Origin of the sequence: Leclercia sp. S52 (assembly GCF_039727615.1) — a bacterium.
Classification (GTDB): domain Bacteria; phylum Pseudomonadota; class Gammaproteobacteria; order Enterobacterales; family Enterobacteriaceae; genus Enterobacter; species Enterobacter adecarboxylatus_B.
Map to the genome: position 1 here is coordinate 3034823 of NZ_CP152474.1, position 22024 is coordinate 3056846.

At 56.1% G+C, this 22024-nt stretch carries 19 protein-coding genes, 3 tRNA genes and 3 pseudogenes; 11 read left to right on the top strand and 14 right to left on the bottom strand.

All coding sequences use genetic code 11. The annotated features are described in order from the left end of the window. Nucleotides 1-298: 298 nt before the first annotated feature. The 5 genes and pseudogenes from AAHB66_RS14650 to AAHB66_RS14670 all read left to right on the top strand — a co-directional run bounded on the left by AAHB66_RS14650 (nucleotide 299) and on the right by AAHB66_RS14670 (nucleotide 5335). Nucleotides 299-1420, top strand: a complete 1122-nt coding sequence (locus tag AAHB66_RS14650) for a branched-chain amino acid ABC transporter substrate-binding protein (RefSeq protein ID WP_347113426.1) — start codon at nucleotides 299-301, stop codon at nucleotides 1418-1420. A gap of 100 nt (nucleotides 1421-1520) precedes the next feature. After that, nucleotides 1521-2437: pseudogene (locus AAHB66_RS14655) on the top strand (branched-chain amino acid ABC transporter permease). A 10-nt stretch (nucleotides 2438-2447) separates the two neighbouring features. After that, nucleotides 2448-3749, top strand: a complete 1302-nt coding sequence (gene livM / locus AAHB66_RS14660) for a high-affinity branched-chain amino acid ABC transporter permease LivM (protein ID WP_347113427.1) — start codon at nucleotides 2448-2450, stop codon at nucleotides 3747-3749. Then, nucleotides 3746-4622, top strand: a pseudogene (locus AAHB66_RS14665) (ATP-binding cassette domain-containing protein). Before livM ends, AAHB66_RS14665 begins: the two are co-directional and overlap by 4 nt. After that, on the top strand, nucleotides 4619-5335 hold the full coding sequence (locus tag AAHB66_RS14670) for an ABC transporter ATP-binding protein (RefSeq protein ID WP_333849055.1): 717 nt from the start codon (nucleotides 4619-4621) through the stop codon (nucleotides 5333-5335). Before AAHB66_RS14665 ends, AAHB66_RS14670 begins: the two are co-directional and overlap by 4 nt. Nucleotides 5336-5370: 35 nt before the next feature. Here the strand turns inward: AAHB66_RS14670 and AAHB66_RS14675 are convergent. From AAHB66_RS14675 to AAHB66_RS14690, 4 genes and pseudogenes are all read right to left on the bottom strand, one after another. Further along, nucleotides 5371-6943: pseudogene (locus AAHB66_RS14675) on the bottom strand (sulfatase-like hydrolase/transferase). Nucleotides 6944-7227: 284 nt separating this feature from the next. Then, a complete protein-coding gene (locus AAHB66_RS14680; RefSeq protein ID WP_347113428.1) occupies nucleotides 7228-7509 on the bottom strand; it encodes a heavy metal-associated domain-containing protein in 282 nt (93 codons plus the stop codon). Then, nucleotides 7506-7862 (bottom strand): mercuric transporter MerT family protein, encoded by a 357-nt coding sequence (locus AAHB66_RS14685; protein WP_333849051.1) that lies wholly within the window; start codon nucleotides 7860-7862, stop codon nucleotides 7506-7508. Before AAHB66_RS14685 ends, AAHB66_RS14680 begins: the two co-directional genes overlap by 4 nt. Then, nucleotides 7840-8985, bottom strand: coding sequence for a transglutaminase domain-containing protein (locus AAHB66_RS14690; protein ID WP_347113429.1), 1146 nt, complete (start codon nucleotides 8983-8985; stop codon nucleotides 7840-7842). The genes AAHB66_RS14685 and AAHB66_RS14690 overlap by 23 nt, the downstream gene beginning before the upstream one ends. Nucleotides 8986-9397: 412 nt before the next feature. Here AAHB66_RS14690 and AAHB66_RS14695 point away from each other — a divergent pair, with 412 nt between their 5' ends. Genes AAHB66_RS14695 through AAHB66_RS14715 form a run of 5 tightly spaced genes read left to right on the top strand, consistent with a single transcriptional unit; the run spans nucleotide 9398 to nucleotide 14229 of the window. Beyond that, on the top strand, nucleotides 9398-10381 hold the full coding sequence (locus AAHB66_RS14695; protein ID WP_347113430.1) for an autoinducer 2 ABC transporter substrate-binding protein: 984 nt from the start codon (nucleotides 9398-9400) through the stop codon (nucleotides 10379-10381). 57 nt (nucleotides 10382-10438) lie between these two features. Continuing rightward, the gene (locus tag AAHB66_RS14700) at nucleotides 10439-11920 is read left to right on the top strand and encodes a sugar ABC transporter ATP-binding protein (RefSeq protein ID WP_347113431.1); all 1482 of its coding nucleotides are present in this window, start codon (nucleotides 10439-10441) and stop codon (nucleotides 11918-11920) included. Then, nucleotides 11913-12893 (top strand): ABC transporter permease, encoded by a 981-nt coding sequence (locus AAHB66_RS14705; protein WP_347113432.1) that lies wholly within the window; start codon nucleotides 11913-11915, stop codon nucleotides 12891-12893. The genes AAHB66_RS14700 and AAHB66_RS14705 overlap by 8 nt, the downstream gene beginning before the upstream one ends. Next, nucleotides 12890-13855 (top strand): ABC transporter permease, encoded by a 966-nt coding sequence (locus AAHB66_RS14710; protein ID WP_347113433.1) that lies wholly within the window; start codon nucleotides 12890-12892, stop codon nucleotides 13853-13855. Before AAHB66_RS14705 ends, AAHB66_RS14710 begins: the two co-directional genes overlap by 4 nt. Nucleotides 13856-13875: 20 nt before the next feature. After that, entirely contained in the window at nucleotides 13876-14229 is a 354-nt protein-coding gene (locus AAHB66_RS14715; protein ID WP_347113434.1) for a cupin domain-containing protein, read from the top strand. 97 nt (nucleotides 14230-14326) lie between these two features. On the opposite strand, the gene AAHB66_RS14720 is transcribed toward AAHB66_RS14715, so the two are convergent. The 6 genes from AAHB66_RS14720 to uvrY form a co-directional block, all read right to left on the bottom strand. Then, nucleotides 14327-14413: transfer RNA gene (locus AAHB66_RS14720), tRNA-Leu, on the bottom strand. A 12-nt stretch (nucleotides 14414-14425) separates the two neighbouring features. Next, nucleotides 14426-14499: transfer RNA gene (locus AAHB66_RS14725), tRNA-Cys, on the bottom strand. Between the two features lie 51 nt (nucleotides 14500-14550). Next, nucleotides 14551-14626: transfer RNA gene (locus tag AAHB66_RS14730), tRNA-Gly, on the bottom strand. A 152-nt stretch (nucleotides 14627-14778) separates the two neighbouring features. Next, the gene (gene pgsA / locus AAHB66_RS14735; RefSeq protein WP_032612063.1) at nucleotides 14779-15327 is read right to left on the bottom strand and encodes a CDP-diacylglycerol--glycerol-3-phosphate 3-phosphatidyltransferase; all 549 of its coding nucleotides are present in this window, start codon (nucleotides 15325-15327) and stop codon (nucleotides 14779-14781) included. 56 nt (nucleotides 15328-15383) lie between these two features. After that, nucleotides 15384-17216 carry an excinuclease ABC subunit UvrC gene (gene uvrC / locus AAHB66_RS14740; RefSeq protein ID WP_347113435.1) on the bottom strand — a complete coding sequence of 611 codons (1833 nt, stop codon included), beginning with the start codon at nucleotides 17214-17216 and terminating at the stop codon, nucleotides 15384-15386. Then, a complete protein-coding gene (uvrY, locus tag AAHB66_RS14745; protein ID WP_347113436.1) occupies nucleotides 17213-17869 on the bottom strand; it encodes a UvrY/SirA/GacA family response regulator transcription factor in 657 nt (218 codons plus the stop codon). The genes uvrC and uvrY overlap by 4 nt, the downstream gene beginning before the upstream one ends. A 472-nt stretch (nucleotides 17870-18341) precedes the next feature. On the opposite strand from uvrY, the gene AAHB66_RS14750 reads away from it, so the two are divergent. After that, nucleotides 18342-18566: a DUF2594 family protein gene (locus AAHB66_RS14750; RefSeq protein ID WP_347113437.1), complete on the top strand. Its 225-nt coding sequence runs from the start codon at nucleotides 18342-18344 to the stop codon at nucleotides 18564-18566. A gap of 66 nt (nucleotides 18567-18632) precedes the next feature. Here AAHB66_RS14750 and sdiA read toward each other — a convergent pair whose 3' ends face one another. The 4 genes from sdiA to dcyD all read right to left on the bottom strand — a co-directional run bounded on the left by sdiA (nucleotide 18633) and on the right by dcyD (nucleotide 22001). Continuing rightward, nucleotides 18633-19355, bottom strand: coding sequence for a transcriptional regulator SdiA (gene sdiA / locus AAHB66_RS14755; RefSeq protein ID WP_347113438.1), 723 nt, complete (start codon nucleotides 19353-19355; stop codon nucleotides 18633-18635). A gap of 221 nt (nucleotides 19356-19576) precedes the next feature. Continuing rightward, nucleotides 19577-20329 carry an L-cystine ABC transporter ATP-binding protein TcyN gene (tcyN, locus tag AAHB66_RS14760; RefSeq protein ID WP_191152503.1) on the bottom strand — a complete coding sequence of 251 codons (753 nt, stop codon included), beginning with the start codon at nucleotides 20327-20329 and terminating at the stop codon, nucleotides 19577-19579. Continuing rightward, a complete protein-coding gene (gene tcyL, locus AAHB66_RS14765) occupies nucleotides 20326-20994 on the bottom strand; it encodes a cystine ABC transporter permease (protein WP_191152502.1) in 669 nt (222 codons plus the stop codon). Before tcyL ends, tcyN begins: the two co-directional genes overlap by 4 nt. Before the next feature lie 20 nt (nucleotides 20995-21014). Continuing rightward, nucleotides 21015-22001 carry a D-cysteine desulfhydrase gene (dcyD, locus tag AAHB66_RS14770; RefSeq protein WP_347113439.1) on the bottom strand — a complete coding sequence of 329 codons (987 nt, stop codon included), beginning with the start codon at nucleotides 21999-22001 and terminating at the stop codon, nucleotides 21015-21017. Between the last annotated feature and the right edge of the window lie 23 nt (nucleotides 22002-22024).

A 22024-nucleotide genomic window follows, 5' to 3' on the forward strand; every position in this document is an offset into this window, starting at 1 on the left:
ATGTGCTTTGTTGTTAATGAGATGTGATCCCCGCTGTAATTTCACTTCGTGGTGCCGGGTGGCTTAAAACGGCGCTCTATACTGAAAATTGTCGAAACACAGGCAATTGGCTGCCGTTCTGGCAACCATTTTGCTTACTGTTGTGCTGAGGGTCATCACCCTCAGGCAATCTCGCCTGTTTCTGCGGTATGTCGTCCGTTTAGTGCATTACGTTTTGAACACGTTTTGGATTGGGTACGCCTCCGGCGTTCGACTACACAGGGTTGTGCCAAAAACCACTCAGAAAAGGTAGATAATAATGTCGCTGAAATTGATCAGAAGTCCTCTCTCTATCGTGCTGGCAGGGTGTCTGGTGACGGCGTTTTCCGCCCAGGCAGATATCGTCATTGGCGTGGCGGGTCCCTTCACCGGGCCGAACGCCACCTACGGGGACCAGTACTGGCACGGCGCGACCCAGGCCGCGGAAGACATTAACGCCGCGGGCGGCATTAATGGCGAGAAGATCAAACTGGTGCAGGGCGATGACGCCTGTGAACCGAAACAGGCCGTCTCGGTCGCTAACCGTCTGGTTGACCAGGATAAGGTCAAAGCCGTGGTCGGCCACTTCTGCTCCTCTTCCACCATGCCGGCCTCCGAGGTCTATAACGACGCCGGCGTGCTGGCGATCACCCCCGGCTCCACCAACCCGCTCATCACCGAGCGCGGCATGAGCGACATGTTCCGCATGTGCGGTCGTGATGACCAGCAGGGCCAGGTCGCGGCTGATTTCATTATTGATAAGCTGAAAGCCAAACGGGTGGTGATCATTCACGACAAAGACACCTATGGTCAGGGGCTGGCGGATGCCACCAAAGCGGCGCTGGCGAAACGCGACGTTAAGGATGTGATGTACGAAGGCCTGTCACGCGGCGAAAAAGACTTTAACGCGCTGGTAACCAAAATCGGCGCCCAGAAGCCGGACGTAGTCTTCTTCGGCGGCTGCCACCCGGAAGCGGGCCCGCTGGTGCGCCAGATGCGTGAGCAGGGCGTGCAGGCCAAATTCTTCTCCGGCGACTGTATCGTCAACGAAGAGATGGTCACCGCCGCTGGGGGCGCGCAGTACACCAACGGCATCTATATGACCTTCGGCAAAGACCCGCGCCTGATCCCGGAAGGCAAAGCGGTAATCGACAAATTCCGCGCCAGTAAATTCGAGCCGGAAGGCTATACCCTCTACTCCTACGCCTCTATTCAGGCCATTGCTGCGGCGTTCAAAGCCACAGGCGGTGCCGATCCGGCCAAAGCCAGCGAATGGCTGAAGGCCAATTCGGTGGATACCGTGATGGGCAAAAAATCCTGGGACAGCAAAGGCGACCTGAAAGTCTCTGACTACGTGGTGTACGAGTGGGACGACAAAGGCAAATATAAGGAAGTGCAGTAACGGGACGGAATCACGCTCAACGTCGGTATGGCGACATACCGACGCACTAAAACCATCGGGCCGCCCCGCAACCGGCGGCCTATAACCCGAGCGCGCGATGATGGAAACTTTCTTTCTGCAGCAGTTAATCAATGGCCTGACGCTGGGGTCGGTCTACGGATTGATCGCCATCGGCTACACCATGGTCTACGGCATTATCGGCATGATTAACTTCGCCCACGGCGAAGTGTATATGATCTCCGCCTATCTCTGCGCCATCGGCCTGGCGCTCCTCTCCTTCTTCGGGCTGGAATCCTTTCCGCTGCTGATCCTCGGCACGCTGGTCTTCACCATCGTGGTGACGGGGGTGTACGGCTGGACCATCGAGCGCATTGCCTATAAACCGCTGCGTAACTCCACGCGCCTGGCGCCGCTGATCTCCGCCATCGGCATGTCGCTGATCCTGCAAAACTACGCCCAGATCAGCCAGGGCCCGCGCCAGCAGGGGGTCCCCACCATGCTCGACGGGGTGCTGCGTTTTCATATTGGTGAAGGCTTTGTGCAGATCACCTACACCAAAGTCTTCATTCTGATCGCCTCGTTCACCGGGATGCTGCTGCTCACCTGGATCATCAGCAATACCCGGCTTGGGCGGATGTGCCGCGCCGTACAGCAGGATCGCAAGATGGCATCGATTCTGGGCATTAACACCGACCGGATAATCTCGCTGGTGTTCGTGATTGGCGCGGCGATGGCCGGGCTGGCGGGGGTGCTGATCACCATGAACTACGGCACCTTTGATTTTTACGCCGGGTTTATCATCGGGATTAAAGCCTTTACCGCCGCCGTCCTCGGGGGGGATCGGCTCCCTGCCCGGCGCGATGCTGGGGGGGGCTGATCCTCGGCATTGCCGAGGCGCAATTCTCCGGCATGGTCAACTCCGACTATAAAGACGTGTTCTCCTTTGGATTGCTGGTGGTGATCCTGATTTTCCGTCCTCAGGGACTGCTTGGCCGCCCTGTCGTAGCCAAGGTGTGAGGGAAAAAAGATGACTGCACAAATCGTTTCACAACCCGTGTCCCACGACGGGTTTTCGCTTAAGCGCTGTCTTCTCGACGCCATTTTTGCCGGCATGGTGGCGCTGATCGTTTTTGGTCCCATCGCCGGCGTGGTGCTGGATGGCTATAGCTTTAACTTTGAAGGGCGGCGACTGGCGTGGATCATCGCCACGGTGATGACGGGGCGTTTTTTACTCAGCGCCTTTCTATCCACCGCGCCGGGCCGGCGCGTGATGGCCCGCTTCGACAACGATAACTCAGGGGTTTACGTCCGCCCGCCGGAGTACAAAAGCCGGATGCGCTGGATCCTGCCGCTGATTATCGCCCTGGCGGTCTGTTTTCCGTTCGTCGCCACCAAGTACGTGCTGACGGTGGCAATCCTCGGCCTGATCTACGTCCTGCTCGGCCTCGGGCTGAACATCGTGGTGGGGCTCGCGGGCCTGCTGGACCTCGGCTACGTCGCTTTTTACGCCATCGGGGCCTACGGCCTGGCGCTGGGCTATCAGTATCTGGGGCTCGGCTTCTGGACCATGCTGCCGCTGGCGGCGCTGATGGCCGCCGCGGCCGGGGCCCTGCTTGGCTTCCCGGTGCTGCGCATGCACGGTGACTATCTGGCGATTGTGACCCTCGGCTTCGGGGAGATCATCCGCCTGGTGCTGAATAACTGGCTGACCTTTACCGGCGGACCGAACGGCATCTCCGCCCCACCCCCTACCCTGTTCGGGCTGGAGTTTGGCCGGCGGGCGAAAGATGGCGGCGTGCCCTTCCACGAGTTCTTCAACCTGACCTTTAACCCCAATCTGAAGTTCATCTTCATCTACGCCATCCTGCTGCTGGTGGTGCTGCTGGTGCTGTACATCAAGCACCGCCTGACGCGGATGCCGATTGGCCGCGCCTGGGAGGCGCTGCGCGAGGACGAAATCGCCTGCCGCTCCATGGGCCTCAACCATGTGCTGGTCAAGCTGTCGGCCTTTACACTCGGGGCCTCTACCGCGGGCATTGCCGGGGTATTCTTCGCCACCTATCAGGGGTTTGTTAACCCCACCTCGTTCACCTTCTTTGAGTCGGCCCTGATCCTCGCCATCGTGGTGTTAGGCGGAATGGGCTCCACCCTCGGGGTGGTGCTGGCCGCCTTCGTGCTCACCGTCACACCCGAGCTGCTGCGTACCTTCGCGGAGTACCGGGTGCTGCTGTTTGGCGTGTTAATGGTGGTGATGATGATCTGGCGGCCGCGAGGGCTGATCCGCATCAACCGCAGCGGCTTTGCGGTGCGTAAAGGAGTGGCGCCATGAACGGGACCATCTTAAGCGTCGAGCATCTGATGATGCACTTTGGCGGCATCAAGGCGCTCAATGACGTTAATCTCGAGGTGCAGCGCGGCTCCATTACCGCCCTGATCGGGCCGAACGGGGCGGGGAAAACCACGGTGTTCAACTGCCTGACCGGATTTTATAAAGCCTCCGGGGGGCAATATTTTGTTCAACACCCGGAGCAAAACCACCAACGTGATCCAGATCCTCGGGCAGAAATTCCAGCCGGGAGACTGGATCAACCCGGCGCAGTTCGGCCAGCGTCTGTTCTACAAGATGTTTGGCGGGACTCATCTGGTCAACCGCGCCGGGCTGGCGCGCACCTTCCAGAACATCCGCCTGTTCCGCGAGATGTCGGTGGTGGAGAACCTGCTGGTGGCGCAGCACATGCGGGTGAACCGCAACCTGCTGGCCGGGGTGCTCAATACCCCCGCCTACCGACGAGCGGAAAGCGACGCCCTCGACCGGGCCTTTTACTGGCTGGAGGTGGTGGATCTGGTGGACTGCGCCAACCGTCTGGCGGGCGAGATGTCCTACGGCCAGCAGCGGCGGCTGGAGATTGCCCGCGCCATGTGTACCGGGCCGGAGATGATCTGTCTTGATGAACCGGCCGCCGGGCTCAACCCGGTGGAAACCCACACGCTGAGTAACATCATCCGTTTCCTGCGCGATCGCCACGACATCACCGTCCTGCTGATTGAGCACGATATGGGGATGGTGATGGAGATATCGGATCACATCATCGTCCTCGACCACGGGGATGTGATTGCCCAGGGCAAACCGGCGCAGATCCAGCACGATGAAAAAGTCATTGCCGCCTATCTGGGCACCGATGAGAGCGAGGTCAGTGTATGAGTGAGGCAATGCTGGAATTTCGCCAGGTGGATGTCTATTACGGGGTGATCCAGGCGCTGAAACAGGTTTCGTTGCAGGTGAATCCCGGCGAAACCGTGGCGCTGATCGGCGCTAACGGGGCGGGCAAGTCGACCCTGCTGATGTCGATTTTCGGCCAGCCCCGTGTACGCGACGGGCAAATCCTGTTTTGCGGGGAAGATATCAGCCATAAATCGACCCACTACGTCGCCTCGGGCGGCATTGCCCAGGCCCCGGAAGGGCGGCGCATCTTCCCCGACATGACCGTCGAGGAGAACCTGCTGATGGGCACCATCCCCATCGGCAATCAGTATGCCGCAGAAGATCTGCAGAGCATGTTTGACCTCTTCCCGCGCCTGAAAGAGCGGCGTAAGCAGCGGGCGATGACCATGTCCGGCGGCGAGCAGCAGATGCTGGCTATCGCCCGGGCGCTGATGAGTCGGCCAAAACTGCTGCTGCTCGATGAGCCGAGCCTGGGGTTAGCCCCCATCGTGGTGAAGCAGATCTTTCAGACCCTGCGGGAGCTGGCGCGCAACGGGATGACGATTTTCCTCGTGGAGCAGAACGCGCACCATGCGCTGAAGCTTTCCGATCGCGGGTATGTGATGGTCAACGGCCAGATCCGCCTGAGCGGCAGCGGCGAGGAGCTGCTCGGCAATCAGGACGTCAGAAAGGCCTATCTGGGCGGTGCCTAGTCATAAGCCAGCCAGGACTCCCTGGCTGGCGGTGATTAATGGAGATCGTCCGGAAGCTGCGCGTAGTCCACTTTTTGCAGCTTAAAGTTGGTCACCCACGGGGTGCCCGCATCCTGCTCCGAGACAAAGGGGTATTTCGGGGTTAACTCTTTCGCCTCGATCCCGGTCCAGACGGAGAAGAAATCGAGAAAATCGTTGGCGGAACGCCGGGCCTTAATCAGGTGATGCTCTTTATCGTCGCTGGACATGATCATAAAGGGCACCTGATAGTTTTGCTGGAAGGCATCACCATGGGCCATATATTGCCCTCCGGTCAGACGGGCTTTATAGGTCAGGCCGTGGTCGGAGAAGTAGACCATCGAGAAGCTGTCGCCGGTGGTCTGCAGCTGCTGATAGAGCTGTTTTAACAGGGCGTCGGTCTGGGTGATGCTGTAGATGTAGCAGGAGGTCTCTTTCGACTCCACAAACTCGACGTACTTACCCTGAGTGCGCTCGCAGGCCTGCGGGTGCGAGCCCATCAAATGCAGGACGATCAGTCGGGGTTCGGTACGGCGGGTGGACAACACCTGCTGCGTCATCTGCAGCAAAGCGTCATCCCGCGGGTTACTTTCATCTTCGTAATACCCTTTGCGCAGGAACTGCACGTCATCCGCGCGCTTCGCAATGCTGGCGATGGCGGTATCGTACTCGCCAATCTGCCCCTGATTGGAGAACCACCAGGTCTGGAACCCGGCGCGGTTCGCCAGGGTGACGAAATTATTCTGATACTCCGGGCTTCCCCCGCTCACCCGGCTCAGGGAGAGGCCCAGCGAGGTTTGGGTGGAGGCGCTGGAGGAGACAAAATCCGTGAACAGCGTGCCGTTAACCGAGCTGGCAAAGGGGGGTGTTATTCCACTGCCCGCCAAAGGCACCCAGGGCGTCCCGCCGCGCGCTTTCACCGATCACCACCACGTAGTTCTGGTAGCGGGGCTTCACCGCCAGCACGGTCCAGTTGTCCTTCATCTTAGCCAGTTCCAGCATGTGCGCTTTTTCCTGCACCACTTCCCGGTTGTTGATCGCTACGTCCTTCACAAAGCGGAACACCGGATAGCCCACATCCAACAGGGTGAAGTTTCCCCAGTAGACCAGGTTTTTCGCCGGGGTAATAAAGAAACAGGCGACGCTGAAGGCCAGACAGAGCATATCCACGCGGCGCCACGGCATTTTCGGCGTCACTTTACGCCGTATTGCCACTCCGCCTAGCGCCAGAATAACCAGGGACACCAGATAGCTGTGCCACGGGAAGATCGTCAGCATCTCAACGGATTCATTAACGTTGGTGGCGTGTAGCGCCAGCAGAGTGTTGAAATTCGGTGCGCCATAGGCCTGTTCAAACGGGAAGTACATGGCCGCCAGCAGGCTGCACAGGGCAATAAATCCTTTCTGCACGCGAGGTGCGATCCGCCAGAGCACAAAGAGTACGCAGCTAAAGGCCACCGAATAGAGCAGGCTGAATGAATATCCAAACGAGTAATTAATCAGCACGGACTGCAGGAAATAAAAAGCGGCCCATGGACTCAGGGAAATATCGCGGATCCAGAGGGGATATTTACTCGCGGTTATATTCATATTGATGGTAATCCACAATAAGCCGCAGCGAAATGCTGGCAACAGGGATCGACACACCGCCATAAAAGGCGATATATGGATAAAAATGGCGCATTTATGGAGAAACTTATCTTAAGATAGAGCGCGCGGGCGGGATGGTCAACGTTTCGTCATGTGATATTTATCAAACTGAAGCAATATCATCATAATTTATTAACAATTGTGTGATAGTGCGTCTTTCATATTATTTCTGAAAGACGCCAATACGATGATAATAATTAAGCCATCAGGCATTATTATTATATTCAGGGTTTTTCAATGCGGTTCACAGTTGCCGTATATCCCGTATTTGCCACCGCCTGTAATAATGTCTCCGTCGGGAAACCTTCCGGGACGATAACGTCGGATTGTCGCGTCTTCAACGAGGCTTTGGCTTTCACCACCCCTTCCGTTTCCCGCAGGGCCTGGTTAACCGAAATCACGCACAGCGAGCAGGTCATGCCCTGCACGTCCAGAACCACTTTTTCATTCGCAGCCTGCGCAACCAGGGGCAGTAACAGACTCGCGGTTATCAGCAGTCGTTTCATTCCATCACCTCATAATACCAGGCCACTACCGTGGGGTAGAACAGCACCAGCAACAGCACCGGCAGCGAGAGCCAGAACAGCAGACGCATTTGTCCCAGCGTCATCCGCCCGGTACACCACGGTCGCGTTGAAAAATAGAGCCGCCAGAAGACCCGCAGCATCAGCCCTGACGACAGCAGGATCATCGGCACCCGCAGGAACTCAAGCTGGCTGAGCCCGGCAAAACCGGCAGCCGAGATACCAAACAGCAGATAGAGCAGCGGCCCGACGCAGCACAGCCCGGCGGTGACGGCCGCCGCGGCAGCCGTCAGCAGGGTCAGCCCCGCGCCCTTAGCGTTGTTCTGTTGAGACATAGTGGTATGTGAACACCTTCGGATCGTAAAAATTGAGCGGGTCGCCGTCCACTTCGGCATAGGGGTAGCCGAAGTTATTCACCGCACCCTGCTCCGCCGCCGGGTAAAGCTCAAAATCGCGTCCGTAGTTAAAGCCTACCCAGTTCATCTCCCAGTTGCCAAACAGGTACGTATTCACCGCCTGTACATCGGGATCCTGATGGGCTTTTTTCTCCGCCAGGCGCATTTTGGTGACGTCAGCCGGATCGCACGGCAGCCAGCCGTAACCCGCCAGATAAAACTCCGCCCGGCAGTGCTGCCCGCCGCTGACGTCGGACACGCCCGCGCTGTCAGCCTTGCCGAAGGCGCTGGCGGAGTAACGTTCGAGTTTGTTGGCCCGGCCCAGGCGGATGCCGAACAGCTCACGCGCCGGGATGCCGCTGGCGCGCGCCAGGGCGACAAACACCGAACTGATATCGGTGCATTTGCCGCTAAGCTTGCCGCTTTGCAGAATGGTTGCCACATCGCCGGTGCCACAGCCAATCACGTCGTTATCGCGCTCCATATGGCTGCTGACCCATTCGTAGATCAGGCGCGCTTTCTTCAGCGGATTGGTTTCACCCGCGGTAATTTTTTGCGCCGTTTCATGTACCAGGCCATCAACCGGAGTGTGGGTTGTCGGCAGCAGGTACGGCTTCACTGCCAGCGGATAGACAATCTGCTCCGGTGCCTGCCAGTGTTTCAGGGCGTCATGTTTCAGCGGCTCCCAGTCTGCCGTTTCGATCTCCAGATCGAGCTGGAGCAACAGATCGCCGTCGGATTTCGGCCAGGTCGCGAACAGCGTTTTGGCCCCGTAGGCGTTGTTGGTGGTGATATACGCCTGCTGGTAGTTGCCGCTGAACGACAGGCCGGTCATCTGCTGAAAGGCAGTATCCACCGGTAGGGGGATCCAGAGTTTCACCACCCCGCTGGAGCCCTGCGGCGGCGCCAGTTTATAGGTTTGCGACAGGACGAACCGACGGCGCATCACCGGTGCGGCGAGCGGGGCGCTGTTTTGCACCACCGTCTGGCTGGCGACGGCCGGGCCTACCAGGCCTGCGGCAGAAAGAAGAACGCTGGATTTAAGAAATTGTCGACGCTGCATGGCTAGCTGTCCCTTGAAAATGAATGTTCATCACAGCAGACAGAAGCTGGCGCGGAGTGATAGAGATGATTCATCAATAACAGACCTGTTAACTGTGAATGAAAGATTAAGCGCCGTTATTAGGCGGCATTCTGGCGGGGTTGTACAGCCATGAAGGCAAAAAATCGAGAATAACCGCAACAATTGCAGGGCCGGGGTTCGGAAGTGTCTAAATAGTGTGCGGTGTGCGGCCTGCTCCCCCCTCACCCCATCCCTCTCCCTGAATGGAGAGGATGCCGATCGTGCACTTATTTAATTCACCGACCCATAGGGTGAATCATTATTCTCACCTAATATTAATTTGAACACGGCTTTATAAAACAACATATCCAGATAGTCATTTTAATTTTTTACCACCCTACAGAGGTATGAGATGAGTAAAATAAGCTTAACAAAATTATTGTCTGCGAGCTTGCTCGGGTTGATGGTTTTCTCGACCTCTGCAATGGCGAAAGAAATTGAAGTGGTCAATATTTCCAAGATAGACGGCATGCCCTGGTTTAATCGCATGGGAGAAGGCGTCACCAAAGCGGGCAGCGATCTCGGGATTAAAGCCTCTCAGGTGGGGCCGTCCAGCACCGATGCGCCGCAGCAGGTTAAAATAATTGAGGATTTAATTGCTAAAAAAGTCTCCGCCATCGGTATCGTGCCTAATGACGCCGATGTTCTCGAGCCGGTATTCAAAAAGGCGCGTGAGGCGGGCATCGTGGTATTAACCAACGAATCCCCGGGTCAACCCAGCGCCAACTGGGATGTGGAAATTATCGATAACCAGAAATTCGCCGCCGATAACGTTGAAGAGATGGCAAAAGCCATGGGCGGCAAAGGCGGCTATGTCATTTATGTCGGCAGCCTGACCGTGCCCCAGCATAACCTGTGGGCGGATCTGTTCGTGAAATATCAGAAAGAACACTACCCGGAGATGCATGAAGTCACCAACCGCATGCCGGTGGCCGAAAACATCGACGACGCCCGCCGTACCACCATCGATCTGATGAAAGCCCATCCCGATATGAAAGGGATTGTCTCATTTGGTTCTCAGGGCCCTATCGGTGCAGGCCGCGCGGTGAAAGAGAAACGGGCGAAAGGCAAAGTCTTTGTCTACGGCATGATGATCCCATCTCAGGCCGCCTCGCTGATTAAAAGCGGCGATATTGCCATGGGGATCACCTACGATCCGGCTTCTGCGGGTTATGCCATCACCGCCATCGCCGACAAGGTGCTGAAAGGGGAAGAGATTACCCAGGGCCTGGAAATCCCGAACCTCGGTAAAGCTGACGTGGATCCCGAAAAACGCATCATCAAATTCCATAAAGTCCTGCGCGTCACCAAAGAGAATATCGATAGCTTGTATTGATCCGTTGAACCCGCACGCCCTGTCAGGGCGTGCGGCATGAGCCCCTGAGAGGTAGACATGGAGCCCTTTATTTCACTGGGTAAGATCAGCAAGACCTTCTACGGCGTAAAAGCGCTGGATAACATCAACCTGACGCTGTTGCCCGGAGAAGTGCACTGTCTGGCCGGGCAGAACGGCTGCGGCAAATCGACGCTGATTAAAATCATCTCCGGCGTCTATAAACCCGATCCCGGCTTTGAGATCGCCATCGAAGGTAAGCCTTACGCCCATCTTTCGCCCATCGACTCCGTTAAAGCCGGGATTCAGGTGATCTATCAGGATCTCTCCTTATTCCCCAATTTAACCGTCGCGGAAAACATCGGTATCCACCAGCACCACCACCATCTGCTGGTCAACAAGCGGGAGATCCGCCGTATCGCCGAGCTGACGATGAAGAGTATTGACGCCCGGCTGGATCTGGATGCCAACGTGGAGTCCCTGCCCATCGCCCAACGTCAGATTGTGGCCATTTGCCGGGCGCTGGCCCAGGAGGCCAGGCTGATCGTTATGGATGAGCCCACCGCTTCGCTGACCATGCAGGAGGTGAAGGGGCTGCTGCGGGTCATCGGCGACCTGAAGAAAAGAAATATCTGCGTGGTATTTGTCAGCCACCGGCTGGATGAGGTGCTGGAGATCTCCGATCGGATCAGCGTGCTGAAAAACGGCAGCCTGGTCGGTACTTACCCCGCCAGCGACATCAATAATAAAAAACTCGCTTTCCTGATGACCGGCAAAGAGTTCTCGTATGCGGTCCTGCCGCCGATTGAGAAAATTGGCGACGTGGCGCTTAAGGTCACGAATCTCACTAAACATCAGCAGTACAAAGACATCTCTTTCCAGATCCATCAGGGAGAGATCCTGGCCATTACCGGACTGCTGGGTGCCGGGCGCACGGAGCTGTGCCTGAGCCTTTTCGGGCTCACGAAGCCCGATTCCGGCGAGATAGTGCTGGAGGGTAAGACGGTGCAGTTCGCCAGCAACCGGGATGCGGTGAGAGCCGGGATAGGCTATGTCTCTGAAGACCGGATGAGCACCGGTCTGGTGATGGATCAGTCGATCAATGACAACATTATCTCCACCGTGCTGCAGCGGCTGAAAACCCCGTTCAGGCTGCTGGACAGGTCCAAATCGGACCGCATCGTCACGGATCTCATCGAGCAGCTGAGCATTAAGATTGGCAGCGTCAATCTGCCCGTCAACACCCTCTCCGGCGGCAACGCCCAGCGCGTGGCGATTGCCAAATGGCTGGCCATCAACCCCAAAGTGCTGATCCTCGACTCCCCCACCGTCGGCGTCGACATTGCCAACAAAGCGGGGATCTACCAGATCATCTCCGCCCTGTCGCGAAAGGGGATCGCGGTGCTGATGATCACCGATGAGATCGACGAAGCCTTCTTTAACAGCCACCGGATTTTAGTCATGCGCAAGGGCGCGATCGTCGCGGAAATTCTCCCGGAAAAAACCACAGAGGCCGCGCTGGCAGAGGTCGTCAATGGTTAAGAAAATCGGGGTGAAAACCCATGAGCTGTTCCTCGGGCTGACCATTATTGTGATTGGCGGTTATCTGCCGTTTGCCAGCGCCGATTTTATGACACTGGGCAATATCTACGACCTGATCAACAACTACGCCATGTTAACCATCCTCGCCTGCGGGTTGTTCATCGTCCTGATCTCCGGCGGGATCGACATCTCATTCCCGGCGATGACTATTATCTCCCAGTACGTGATGGTCACCCTGATTCAGGGTACCAGCGGCAACTTTGCCCTGGCCTTTGCGCTGTCCGGCGGGCTGGGTCTGCTGCTCGGGCTGGTTAACGCCACGCTGGTGAACCGGCTCAAGGTGCCCTCGATCATCATTACCATTTCAACCCTCAATATTTTTTACGGTCTGCTGCTGTACCTGACTAAAGGGGTGTGGCTGTACAGCTATCCGGAGTGGTTTGAAGAGGGGGTGATGCTGTTTAAATTCACTGCCGCCGATGGTTACGACTACGGTTTAAGCCTGCCGATTATCACCCTGCTGGTGGTAGTGGCGTTGACCGGCTTTATCATGAACAAAACCAGCATTGGTCGGATGATTTACGCCATGGGCGGCAACCGCGAAGCGGCCTCCCGCATGGGATTCGGCATCTTTAAAATGCAGCTGTTTGTCTACGGCTATATGGGGCTGATGTCCGGCGTGGCGGGTGTGGTGCAGTCCGCGACGGTCTTAACCGTCGCCCCCGACTCCCTGCTCGGCTATGAGCTGACGGTGCTCGCGGCGGTGGTGTTAGGCGGAACCAGTATTGTCGGCGGGCGCGGCACCTTACTGGGCACCCTGCTGGGGGTGATTTTACTGGCCGTGATACAAAACGGTCTCAATCTGACAGGGGTCTCCTCTTACTGGCATACGGTCGTTACCGGTGTGGTGATCGTCACCAGCATCAGCATGACGGCCTGGAGCCAGCGCAAAGGACAGGGAGCATTAGCATGAGCGCCAGAAAAACCCAGGATCGCGTTGAGATTTACCTGAGTCTGTTAATCGCCCTCGTCGTAATCGCGTTTAGCTTCCTCATCCCCTCTGTCTTCTGGTCGTCAGCCAACTTCCAGTCTATCGCCTCGCAGATGCCGATCCTCGGCGTGCTGGCGCTAGCTATGGCGGTGACTATCCTCACCGGCGGGATCAACCTGTCCATCATCGCCACCATGAACGCCTGCGGGCTGGTGATGGCCTGGGTCGCCACCCACTATCCTCCGACCCTCAGCAGCATGCTGCTGGTGCTGGCTGCCGGATTAGCCATGGCTATCGTGATTGGGTCGGTCATTGGCTTTTTGATTGCCGTGGTGCGCGTCTCGCCGATTTTAGCGACGCTCGGGATCATGACCCTGCTGAAGGGGATTAATATTCTGATCTCTAAAGGCTCGTCTATCTCAAACTTTCCGGATTACGTACTGGTGATCAACAGCACCAATGTCCTCGGTATCCCGCTACCGCTACTGGTATTTCTGGCCGTGGTCGCGGTGCTGTGGGTGATCCTCGAAAAATCCGCCTTCGGGCGCACCCTCTACCTGATTGGCTCCAACGAACAGGCGACGCACTACTCCGGGATCAACACCCGCAAGACCCTTATCTGGGTCTACATTCTCTCCTCGGTCTTGTGCGTGATCGCCGCGCTGCTGATGATGTCCAAGCTGAACTCGGCCAAGGCCTCTTACGGCGAGTCTTATCTGCTGGTGTCAATTCTGGCGGCGGTGCTGGGCGGGGTAAACCCCGACGGCGGCTTCGGCAAAGTCTTTGGCATGGTGATGGCGCTGATCCTGCTGCAGATGCTGGAAAGCGGGCTGAACATTCTCGGGGTAAGCAGCTATATCACCATGGCCCTGTGGGGCGCCCTGCTGCTGGCGTTTATTTTCCTCAAAGGGGCTAATTTGTCGCACCTGTTTAACCGATCCTGATGGTCAGCGGAGGCAACCAGATGGCGTTAAATCTCTTTTCACAGATTCCCGGGACGGGCGTTCATCATGAGGCTGAAATCTTTGACGTGTTACTTAGTGCGCCGGGGATCAAAATTGAGCGTATCCTCTCCATCGGCCAGGCCAGTCCGCCTGGCTTCTGGTACTGCCAGGATGAAAACGAATGGGTGGTCGTGCTGCGCGGCTCGGCGGGGGTAAAATTCGAAGCGGAAGATGAAGTCCGGGTACTGCATGCGGGAGATGCGGTGCATATTCCCGCGCAATGTCGACACCGGGTGGAGTGGACCGATCCCGATGAGCCGACGGTGTGGCTGGCGGTGTTTTATGGTGGTGTGCTGGAGGGCGACCAAAAATAACGGGTCATATCAGAACAGTAAATTTCAGGCACAAAAAAACCACCTTTCGGTGGTTTCACGACACTGCTTATTGCTTTGATTATTCTTTGCTTTCCCATGGTAGCCGGAGTGGGACTTGAACCCACACAGCGCGAACGCCGAGGGATTTTAAATCCCTTGTGTCTACCGATTCCACCATCCGGCCTCGGGAAGAAAGTGGAGGCGCGTTCCGGAGTCGAACCGGACTAGACGGATTTGCAATCCGCTACATAACCGCTTTGCTAACGCGCCTTAAATCTTTTGTCTTACGACTGACACCCGCTATTGCGCATGTCTTAAATTTGGAGCGGGAAACGAGACTCGAACTCGCGACCCCGACCTTGGCAAGGTCGTGCTCTACCAACTGAGCTATTCCCGCAATCATCAAGTCATTATGCTAATCACTTGATTTTCTTATCGACTAACGAACCGTGCCGTCGTTCGATGCGTTGCATTCTACTTACCTGACGTTTTGAGTCAACGTTATTTTTCTCAACTCAAGATCGTTTGCTGAAAATTACGGCGAAACGATCACTGATCAAGCAAATCGCCGCGCGCAGCGTTCAAATATTGCAACATTGACCAGAGCGTCAGCACCGCCGCGACCATAAACAGACCAATACCGGCCCACTCCACCCACTCGTTCGGACGCCACAGCATCCACACCAGTGCCGCCATCTGCGCGGTGGTTTTTACCTTACCGATCCAGGAGACCGCCACGCTGCTGCGTTTACCCAGTTCAGCCATCCACTCGCGCAGAGCCGAGATAATAATTTCACGGGCGATCATGGTCGCCGCAGGCAGGGTGACCCACCAGCTGTGGTAATGCTCCACCACCAGCACCATGGCGATGGCGACCATCACTTTATCGGCTACGGGGTCAAGGAAGGCACCGAAACGGGTGCTCTGGTTCCAGCGTCGCGCCAGGTAGCCGTCAAACCAGTCGGTCACGGCCGCGACAAAAAAGATCAGCGCACAGGCGAAAGGAGCCCAGACGAACGGCAGGTAAAACGCCAGCACAAAGAAAGGGATAAGGACGACGCGGAAAAGCGTTAACAACGTAGGGATGTTTAATCGCATAGTGACGGTAACTGTTTGTTGTCAGTAATTATTAGCCCTATGTTGCTACAGAGCCCTCAATGTTTCAACGAGTAGTAGATCTTTTCTGCCAGCCCTTGCGAAATACCCGGCACTTTTGCAATTTCCTCCACGCTGGCGTTGAGTAATCCTTGCAAACCGCCCATGTATTTCAGCAGCATCTGGCGACGCTTTGGCCCGACCCCTTCGATCGTTTCCAGCGTACTGGTGTTTTTCACCTTTGCCCGTTTTTTACGGTGGCCGCCAATCGCATGATCGTGCGACTCGTCGCGAATATGCTGGATCACGTGCAGCGCGGGTGAATCCGGAGGCAGGCTAAAGCCCTCCCCTTCCGGCTCGAGGAACAATGTTTCCAGCCCGGCTTTACGGTCGGTGCCTTTGGCCACGCCCAGTAACAGCGGATGATGCTTATCCCAGGAAACGTCCAGCTCGGCAAACACCGATTTTGCCTGGCCGAGCTGCCCTTTGCCACCGTCAATGACGATAACGTCCGGGATCTTACTCTCTTCGATAGCTTTACCGTAGCGGCGGCGTAACACCTGATTCATCGCGGCGTAGTCATCGCCGGGGGTGATGCCGGTGATGTTATAGCGGCGATATTCCGCACGCAGCGGCCCGTTGGCATCGAACACCACGCAGGAAGCAACGGTCTGTTCCCCCATGGTGTGGCTGATGTCGAAACACTCCATCCGTTTCACTTCCGGCAGCTGCAGCGTCGTCGCCAATGCGGCAAGACGCTGGTGAATGGTCGACTGCTGGGACAGTTTGGTGCTCAGCGCCGTCGCCGCGTTGGTGCGCGCCAGCTTCAGATAGCGGGCACGATCGCCGCGCGGTTTGGTCTGGACGTTTACCCGACGCCCCGCCAGCTCCGACAGCGAATCGGCCAGCAACGTCTTATCGCTCAGATTAAAATCGAGCAAAATTTCCGACGGCAGAGTGCGCATCTGGCTGCCCTGCAGATAGAACTGGCCGACAAAAGTCTCTACCACTTCGCCCAGCTCGGTGCCGCCCGGCACTTTCGGGAAGTAGCTGCGGCTGCCCAGCACCTTGCCCTGGCGGATAAAGAGCACATGCACGCAGGCCATACCCGCATCAAAGGAGACGCCAATCACGTCCAGGTCATCGCCGTTATTGGAAACAAACTGTTTTTCCGTCACCCGGCGTACGGCCTGGATCTGATCGCGGATCCGCGCAGCCTCTTCGAAGTTCAGCGCCTGGCTGGCCTTCTCCATGCGGGCAATTAGCTGGGTCAGGACCTGATCGTCTTTACCGGCGAGGAACAGGCGCACATATTCCACCTGCTGCGCATACTCCTCTTCGCTGACCAGCCCTTCCACGCAGGGCCCGAGGCAACGACCAATCTGATACTGCAGGCAGGGACGGGAGCGGTTGCGATAGACACTGTTTTCACACTGGCGAACCGGGAAAATCTTTTGCAGCAGGGCCAGCGTTTCCCGCACGGCATAACCGTTAGGGAACGGGCCGAAGTATTCCCCTTTCGCATGCTTGGCACCGCGATGGGTCGCCAGACGCGGATGGGTGTCGCTGCTGAGAAAGATAAACGGATAGGATTTGTCATCGCGCAGCAGCACGTTATAACGCGGCTGATACAGCTTGATGTAGTTATGCTCCAGCAACAGGGCTTCGGTCTCTGTGTGTGTCACAGTGACATCGATCTGCTGGATCTGGGCGACCAGCGCCTCTGTTTTGCGGGAGGCAAGATTGCTGCGGAAATAGCTGGAAAGTCGCTTTTTGAGATCTTTCGCCTTTCCGACGTAGATGACCGTCCCGCCAGCGTCATACATCCGGTAGACGCCTGGCTGGCTGGTAACGGTTTTCAGGAAAGCACTGGATTCAAACACTTCACTCACTGACTAATTAGGGTCTCGGCATTGCACAGACCATGACGGATGGCCAGGTGAGTGAGTTCAACGTCGCCATGGATGTTCAGTTTACTGAACATCCGGTAGCGGTAGCTGTTCACCGTTTTCGGGCTGAGATTAAGCTGCTCAGAGATCTCATTCACCTTTTGGCCTTTGGTAATCATCAGCATAATCTGCAATTCGCGCTCAGACAAACTGGCAAACGGTGATTCGGTCTTTTCTGGCTCAATCTGACTCAGGGCCATCTGCTGCGCGATATCGGAAGCGATATAGCGCTGCCCGGAATAGACGGAACGGATCGCATTGACCATCTCCTGGGGAGCGGCGCCTTTGCTTAAATAGCCAGCAGCACCTGCCTGCATTACTTTTGCAGGAAGGGGATTTTCAGTGTGAACCGTCAGCATGATCACTTTGGTATCAACCCAGGCACGCGCGATTTTACGCGTCGCTTCCAGGCCGCCAATACCGGGCATGTTCATGTCCATCAGGACAACATCAGCGGTATTCGACCGGCACCATTTAACGGCATCTTCACCGCAGCAGGCCTCGCCGGCAACTTTAATACCTTTTATATCTTCAAGAATGCGTCGTATCCCTGCGCGCACCAGTTCGTGGTCATCAACAAGAAGGACGTTGATCAAAGGGAAATTCTCCAGAATAGGGATAACGCTACAGACAGTTAATTCGGCACATATTAACGGGTTTTATCCGAAACTGAAAATGATTAAAAATGCCTGCCATCGATATAGCACTTTTTTTTGGAAATTAAGTTGTACATCGACTGGAAACGGAAGCCTTGCGCCATGCACTTTTGCCCACTTTTTTTAGATGGTTGTTTTCAAAAGCTTACAAATTATCAGCGCTATTTTATTGCTATTAAAATACACCTTATAAATTTGTAACAATAATTAACCTCTCTTCTACTTTCATCAAACAATTAACCCACACTAAAGTCTTAGAAAATTCAAAGTTAATGTTTGTTCAATCGAATAAACAAAGTGGAGAAAAAGGTCAAAAAACAAGCACTGCGTTTTTCTGAACGGCTTGTGGTATACTCCGCCGCCTTAACTTGGTCTATGCGCCCGAGCGCTGTTTTTATCATGAGGAAAATAAATGAGCACACCTGATTTTGCCACTGCGGAGAATAATCAAGAACTGGCACAGGAAGTCTCCTGTCTGAAAAACCTGCTGGCTCTGATGCTGCAGGCGATGGGCCAGGCAGACGCCGGCCGTGTGATCATTAAGATGGAACGTCAGATTGCGCAGATGGAAGACCAGGCTCAGGCCGAGGTATTTTCCAGCACCGTTAAGCAGATCAAGCAAGCTTACCGTCAATAAAACAAAAACGGCTGAACGCAGTGCATTCAGCCGTTTCCTCGCCTGCCACGCAGAACAGAAGTGTAGTCAGATAATCCCCGTCGCTGCCGCATAGCACGCGATCTGCGTCTTGTTCGGCGCATTGAATTTCTTCTGCATATTTTTCTGATGGAAGTTCACCGTATTTTCAGAAATAGAAAGAATGATCGCTATTTCTGCCGAGGTTTTTCCTTCCGCCGTCCATTTCAGAATTTCTTTCTCGCGCTTGCTGAATTTCATCTCAGGCGGCATCACCATTTCATGCTCCAGCCGCAGCAGCGTGGTCAACGCCAGTTGCACCAGAATTTGCAGACGCAGTTCCACCACTTCACCCGCCATAAGGTTCACTGACAGACTGGTACTGGAGACCGACAGGAATCCCATCGCATGATTCGGTAGCATCAGGCACTGGGTGATCCCTTTACGCACCCCGTGATCGCGCGCGCCGTCCCATAAAGGTTGCGCCTCAGCGAATAAGGCATCGTTCCAGGGTAAGTGTCCGTGAACGAAATTCTCAGGTTTAAGCACCGGATCGATAACGAAAAAATTTTCCGCGTGATACTGAGCCATCCACTGTTGCGGATAGGACGAATGCACCGAGACTTTAGGGCGCGTGAAAGGCACCGGATGACGTACGCAGAGCGAAAAGAAATCGTAGCCCAGGTTCTGCGTTTGTCGCTGAAGTTCGGGATATACCTCGTCGGCAGAAGTCATCTCCTGAAAACGGAGGAAGCATTCCCGTCGCCATGTGAAAAAGTCTAAATCCTTCATACTGACTGAATTAAGCCCCTGTAAAAGATAATCATTATTATGGATTCTTAAACTAACACATAAATCTTATTTATATGTATAAAATATCGACCCTGGGATAATTAGCTACACAATTTATGCACTTATAGCGGTTCAGACGGGATAAAATCAGGAGAGCATTCATATCGGGGATGAATATATTGCTCCGGGGATTATTTCCGGAGCAATTGAGAGCAAACATGCTATTGCATGAGGAATTTTTCGAGGAACTGCCGGGTGCGGGGCTGCTGAGGATCGGCAAACAGTGATTTTGCTGGACCCTGCTCAACGATGCGTCCCTGATCCATAAATATCGCCCTGTCCGCCACATCGCGGGCAAAGCTCATCTCATGGGTGACAATCACCAGGGTGCGCTTTTCCTGCGCCAGCTGACGAATGGTGTTCAGCACCTCCCCTACCAGCTCCGGATCCAGCGCCGAGGTCGGTTCATCAAAGAGGATGACATCCGGGCGCATCGCCAGCGCGCGGGCAATGGCCACCCGCTGCTGCTGCCCGCCGGAGAGACGACGCGGGTAGCTGGTCTCTTTACCGGAAAGCCCCACTTTTGCCAGCAGCTCGCGGGCGCGGGCAGTGGCCTCCTCCTTCGGTTCACCTTTCACAATCACCGGCCCTTCAATGATGTTTTCCAGCACCGTGCGATGGGGAAACAGATTGAAGCTCTGGAAGACGAAGCCGACGTGCTGACGCAGACGTCGAATTAAACTCTTCTGCTGGCTCAGGGACTTGCCGGTATCAATGGTGATCTCACCCACGCGGATGGTGCCGCCTTCCGGCTGCTCCAGCAGGTTGATGCTGCGCAGCAGCGTGGTTTTGCCCGAGCCGCTCGGCCCGATGATCGCCACCACTTCGCCCTCCTGCACTTCCAGGTCGATGCCGTGCAGCACCGTCTGACCATGAAACTTCTTCACCAGGTTTTTAACGTCGATAGCACTCATTTTGGATCACGCTCCTGGCGGTTAAGCTGGTTTTCAAAATAGTTTTGCAGCGCCGACAGCACCGTCGCCATCACCCAGTAGATCAGCGAGGCGGCCAGATACATGGTAAAGACCTCCAGCGTGCGCGAGGTAATCAGCTGCGCCTGGCGGAACAGCTCCGGCACCTGAATGGTGGCCGCCAGCGAAGTGTCTTTCACCAGGCTGATAAAGCTGTTGCTCAGCGGCGGCAGCGCCACGCGTGCGGCCTGGGGCAGGATCGCCCGGCGCAGGGTTTGCCACGGGGTCATACCAATACTGGCTGCGGCTTCCCACTGCCCTTTCTCAATGGAGGAGATCGCCGCGCGCAGGGTTTCCGAGGTGTAGGCCGCAGTGTTGAGCGACAGGCCGATCATCGCCGCCGGGATCGGGTCGAGCTCGATACCAAACTGCGGCAGGCCGTAATAGATCATAAACAGCTGGGCAATCAGCGGGGTGCCGCGAAACACGGAGATATAAAAACGCGCCAGCCAGCGCACCGGCAGCACTGGCGACATGCGCATCAGCGCCAGAATAAAGCCCAGCAGCAGACCAAAGAACATCCCGCCAATACTCAGTTGCAGCGTAAACACCGCGCCTTTCAGCAGGTAGGGCAGCGAATCAATCACCAGTTGAATACTTTCTTGCATTATGGTTTTTCTGCCTGTAATTAGACGTGAGGATGGTAGGCAAACAGAGCTGGCGCCCCGCCAGTATGAATAAACAGAATCGGCCCTTCATCTTTGAAGCGCTTCTGGCTGATGCCGTCGATAAGGCCGGCCATCGCTTTGCCGGTATAGACCGGGTCCAGCAGGATCCCTTCAAGACGCGCCAGCAGTTTCACCGCTTCGGTGCCTTCGTCATTCGGGGTGCCGTAACCCGGCGCGAAGTAGTCATCCCACAGGATAATATCGGCATTGGCGCTCACCTCCAGCTGTTCGGCCACCGCCTGCTGCAGGGTGACCACTTTCGGCTTCTGGTCAGCCACGCTGCGCGATACGGTAACGCCAATCAGCTCGACGTCCGGCATGAGCTGCTCCAGCCCGACCGCCAGCCCGGCATGGGTGCCGGCGCTACCGGAGGCGACCACTACCGAGGAGAGCCCCACCGCCCCTTCGCACTGTTGGGCAATTTCCAGCGCGCTTTCGACGTATCCCAGCGCACCCAGTGCGTTCGAGCCGCCCACCGGGATCACATACGGACGAAAGCCCTGGGCTTCAACGCGGGTGGCCAGCTCATGCAGCTGCGCCACAGGGTCGATCAGCGCATCGCACATTTCAATTTGCACGTTGAACAGATCCAGCAGCAGGCGGTTGCCGTTGCTGAGGTAGTTTTCTGCCTGGGTGCCAATCGGGTTTTCCAGCAGGGCGATACAGTGCAGGCCCAGTTTTGCCGCCACGGCCGCAGTCTGGCGCACGTGGTTGGACTGGATCGCCCCGGCGGTAATCAGCGTGTCGGCCCCTTCACGCAGGGCATCCGCCGCGAGAAACTCCAGCTTGCGCAGTTTATTGCCGCCCATCGCCATGGGCGTCACGTCATCACGTTTGATAAGGATGTCGCGCCCGAGGTAGTCCGATAAGCGCGGCAAATACTCCAGTGGCGTCGGGGCGCCAATAAATTCGAGGCGCGGAAAACGCGTTAGATTCTGTAATGACATGAAAACCTCCGTAACCCTGTCTA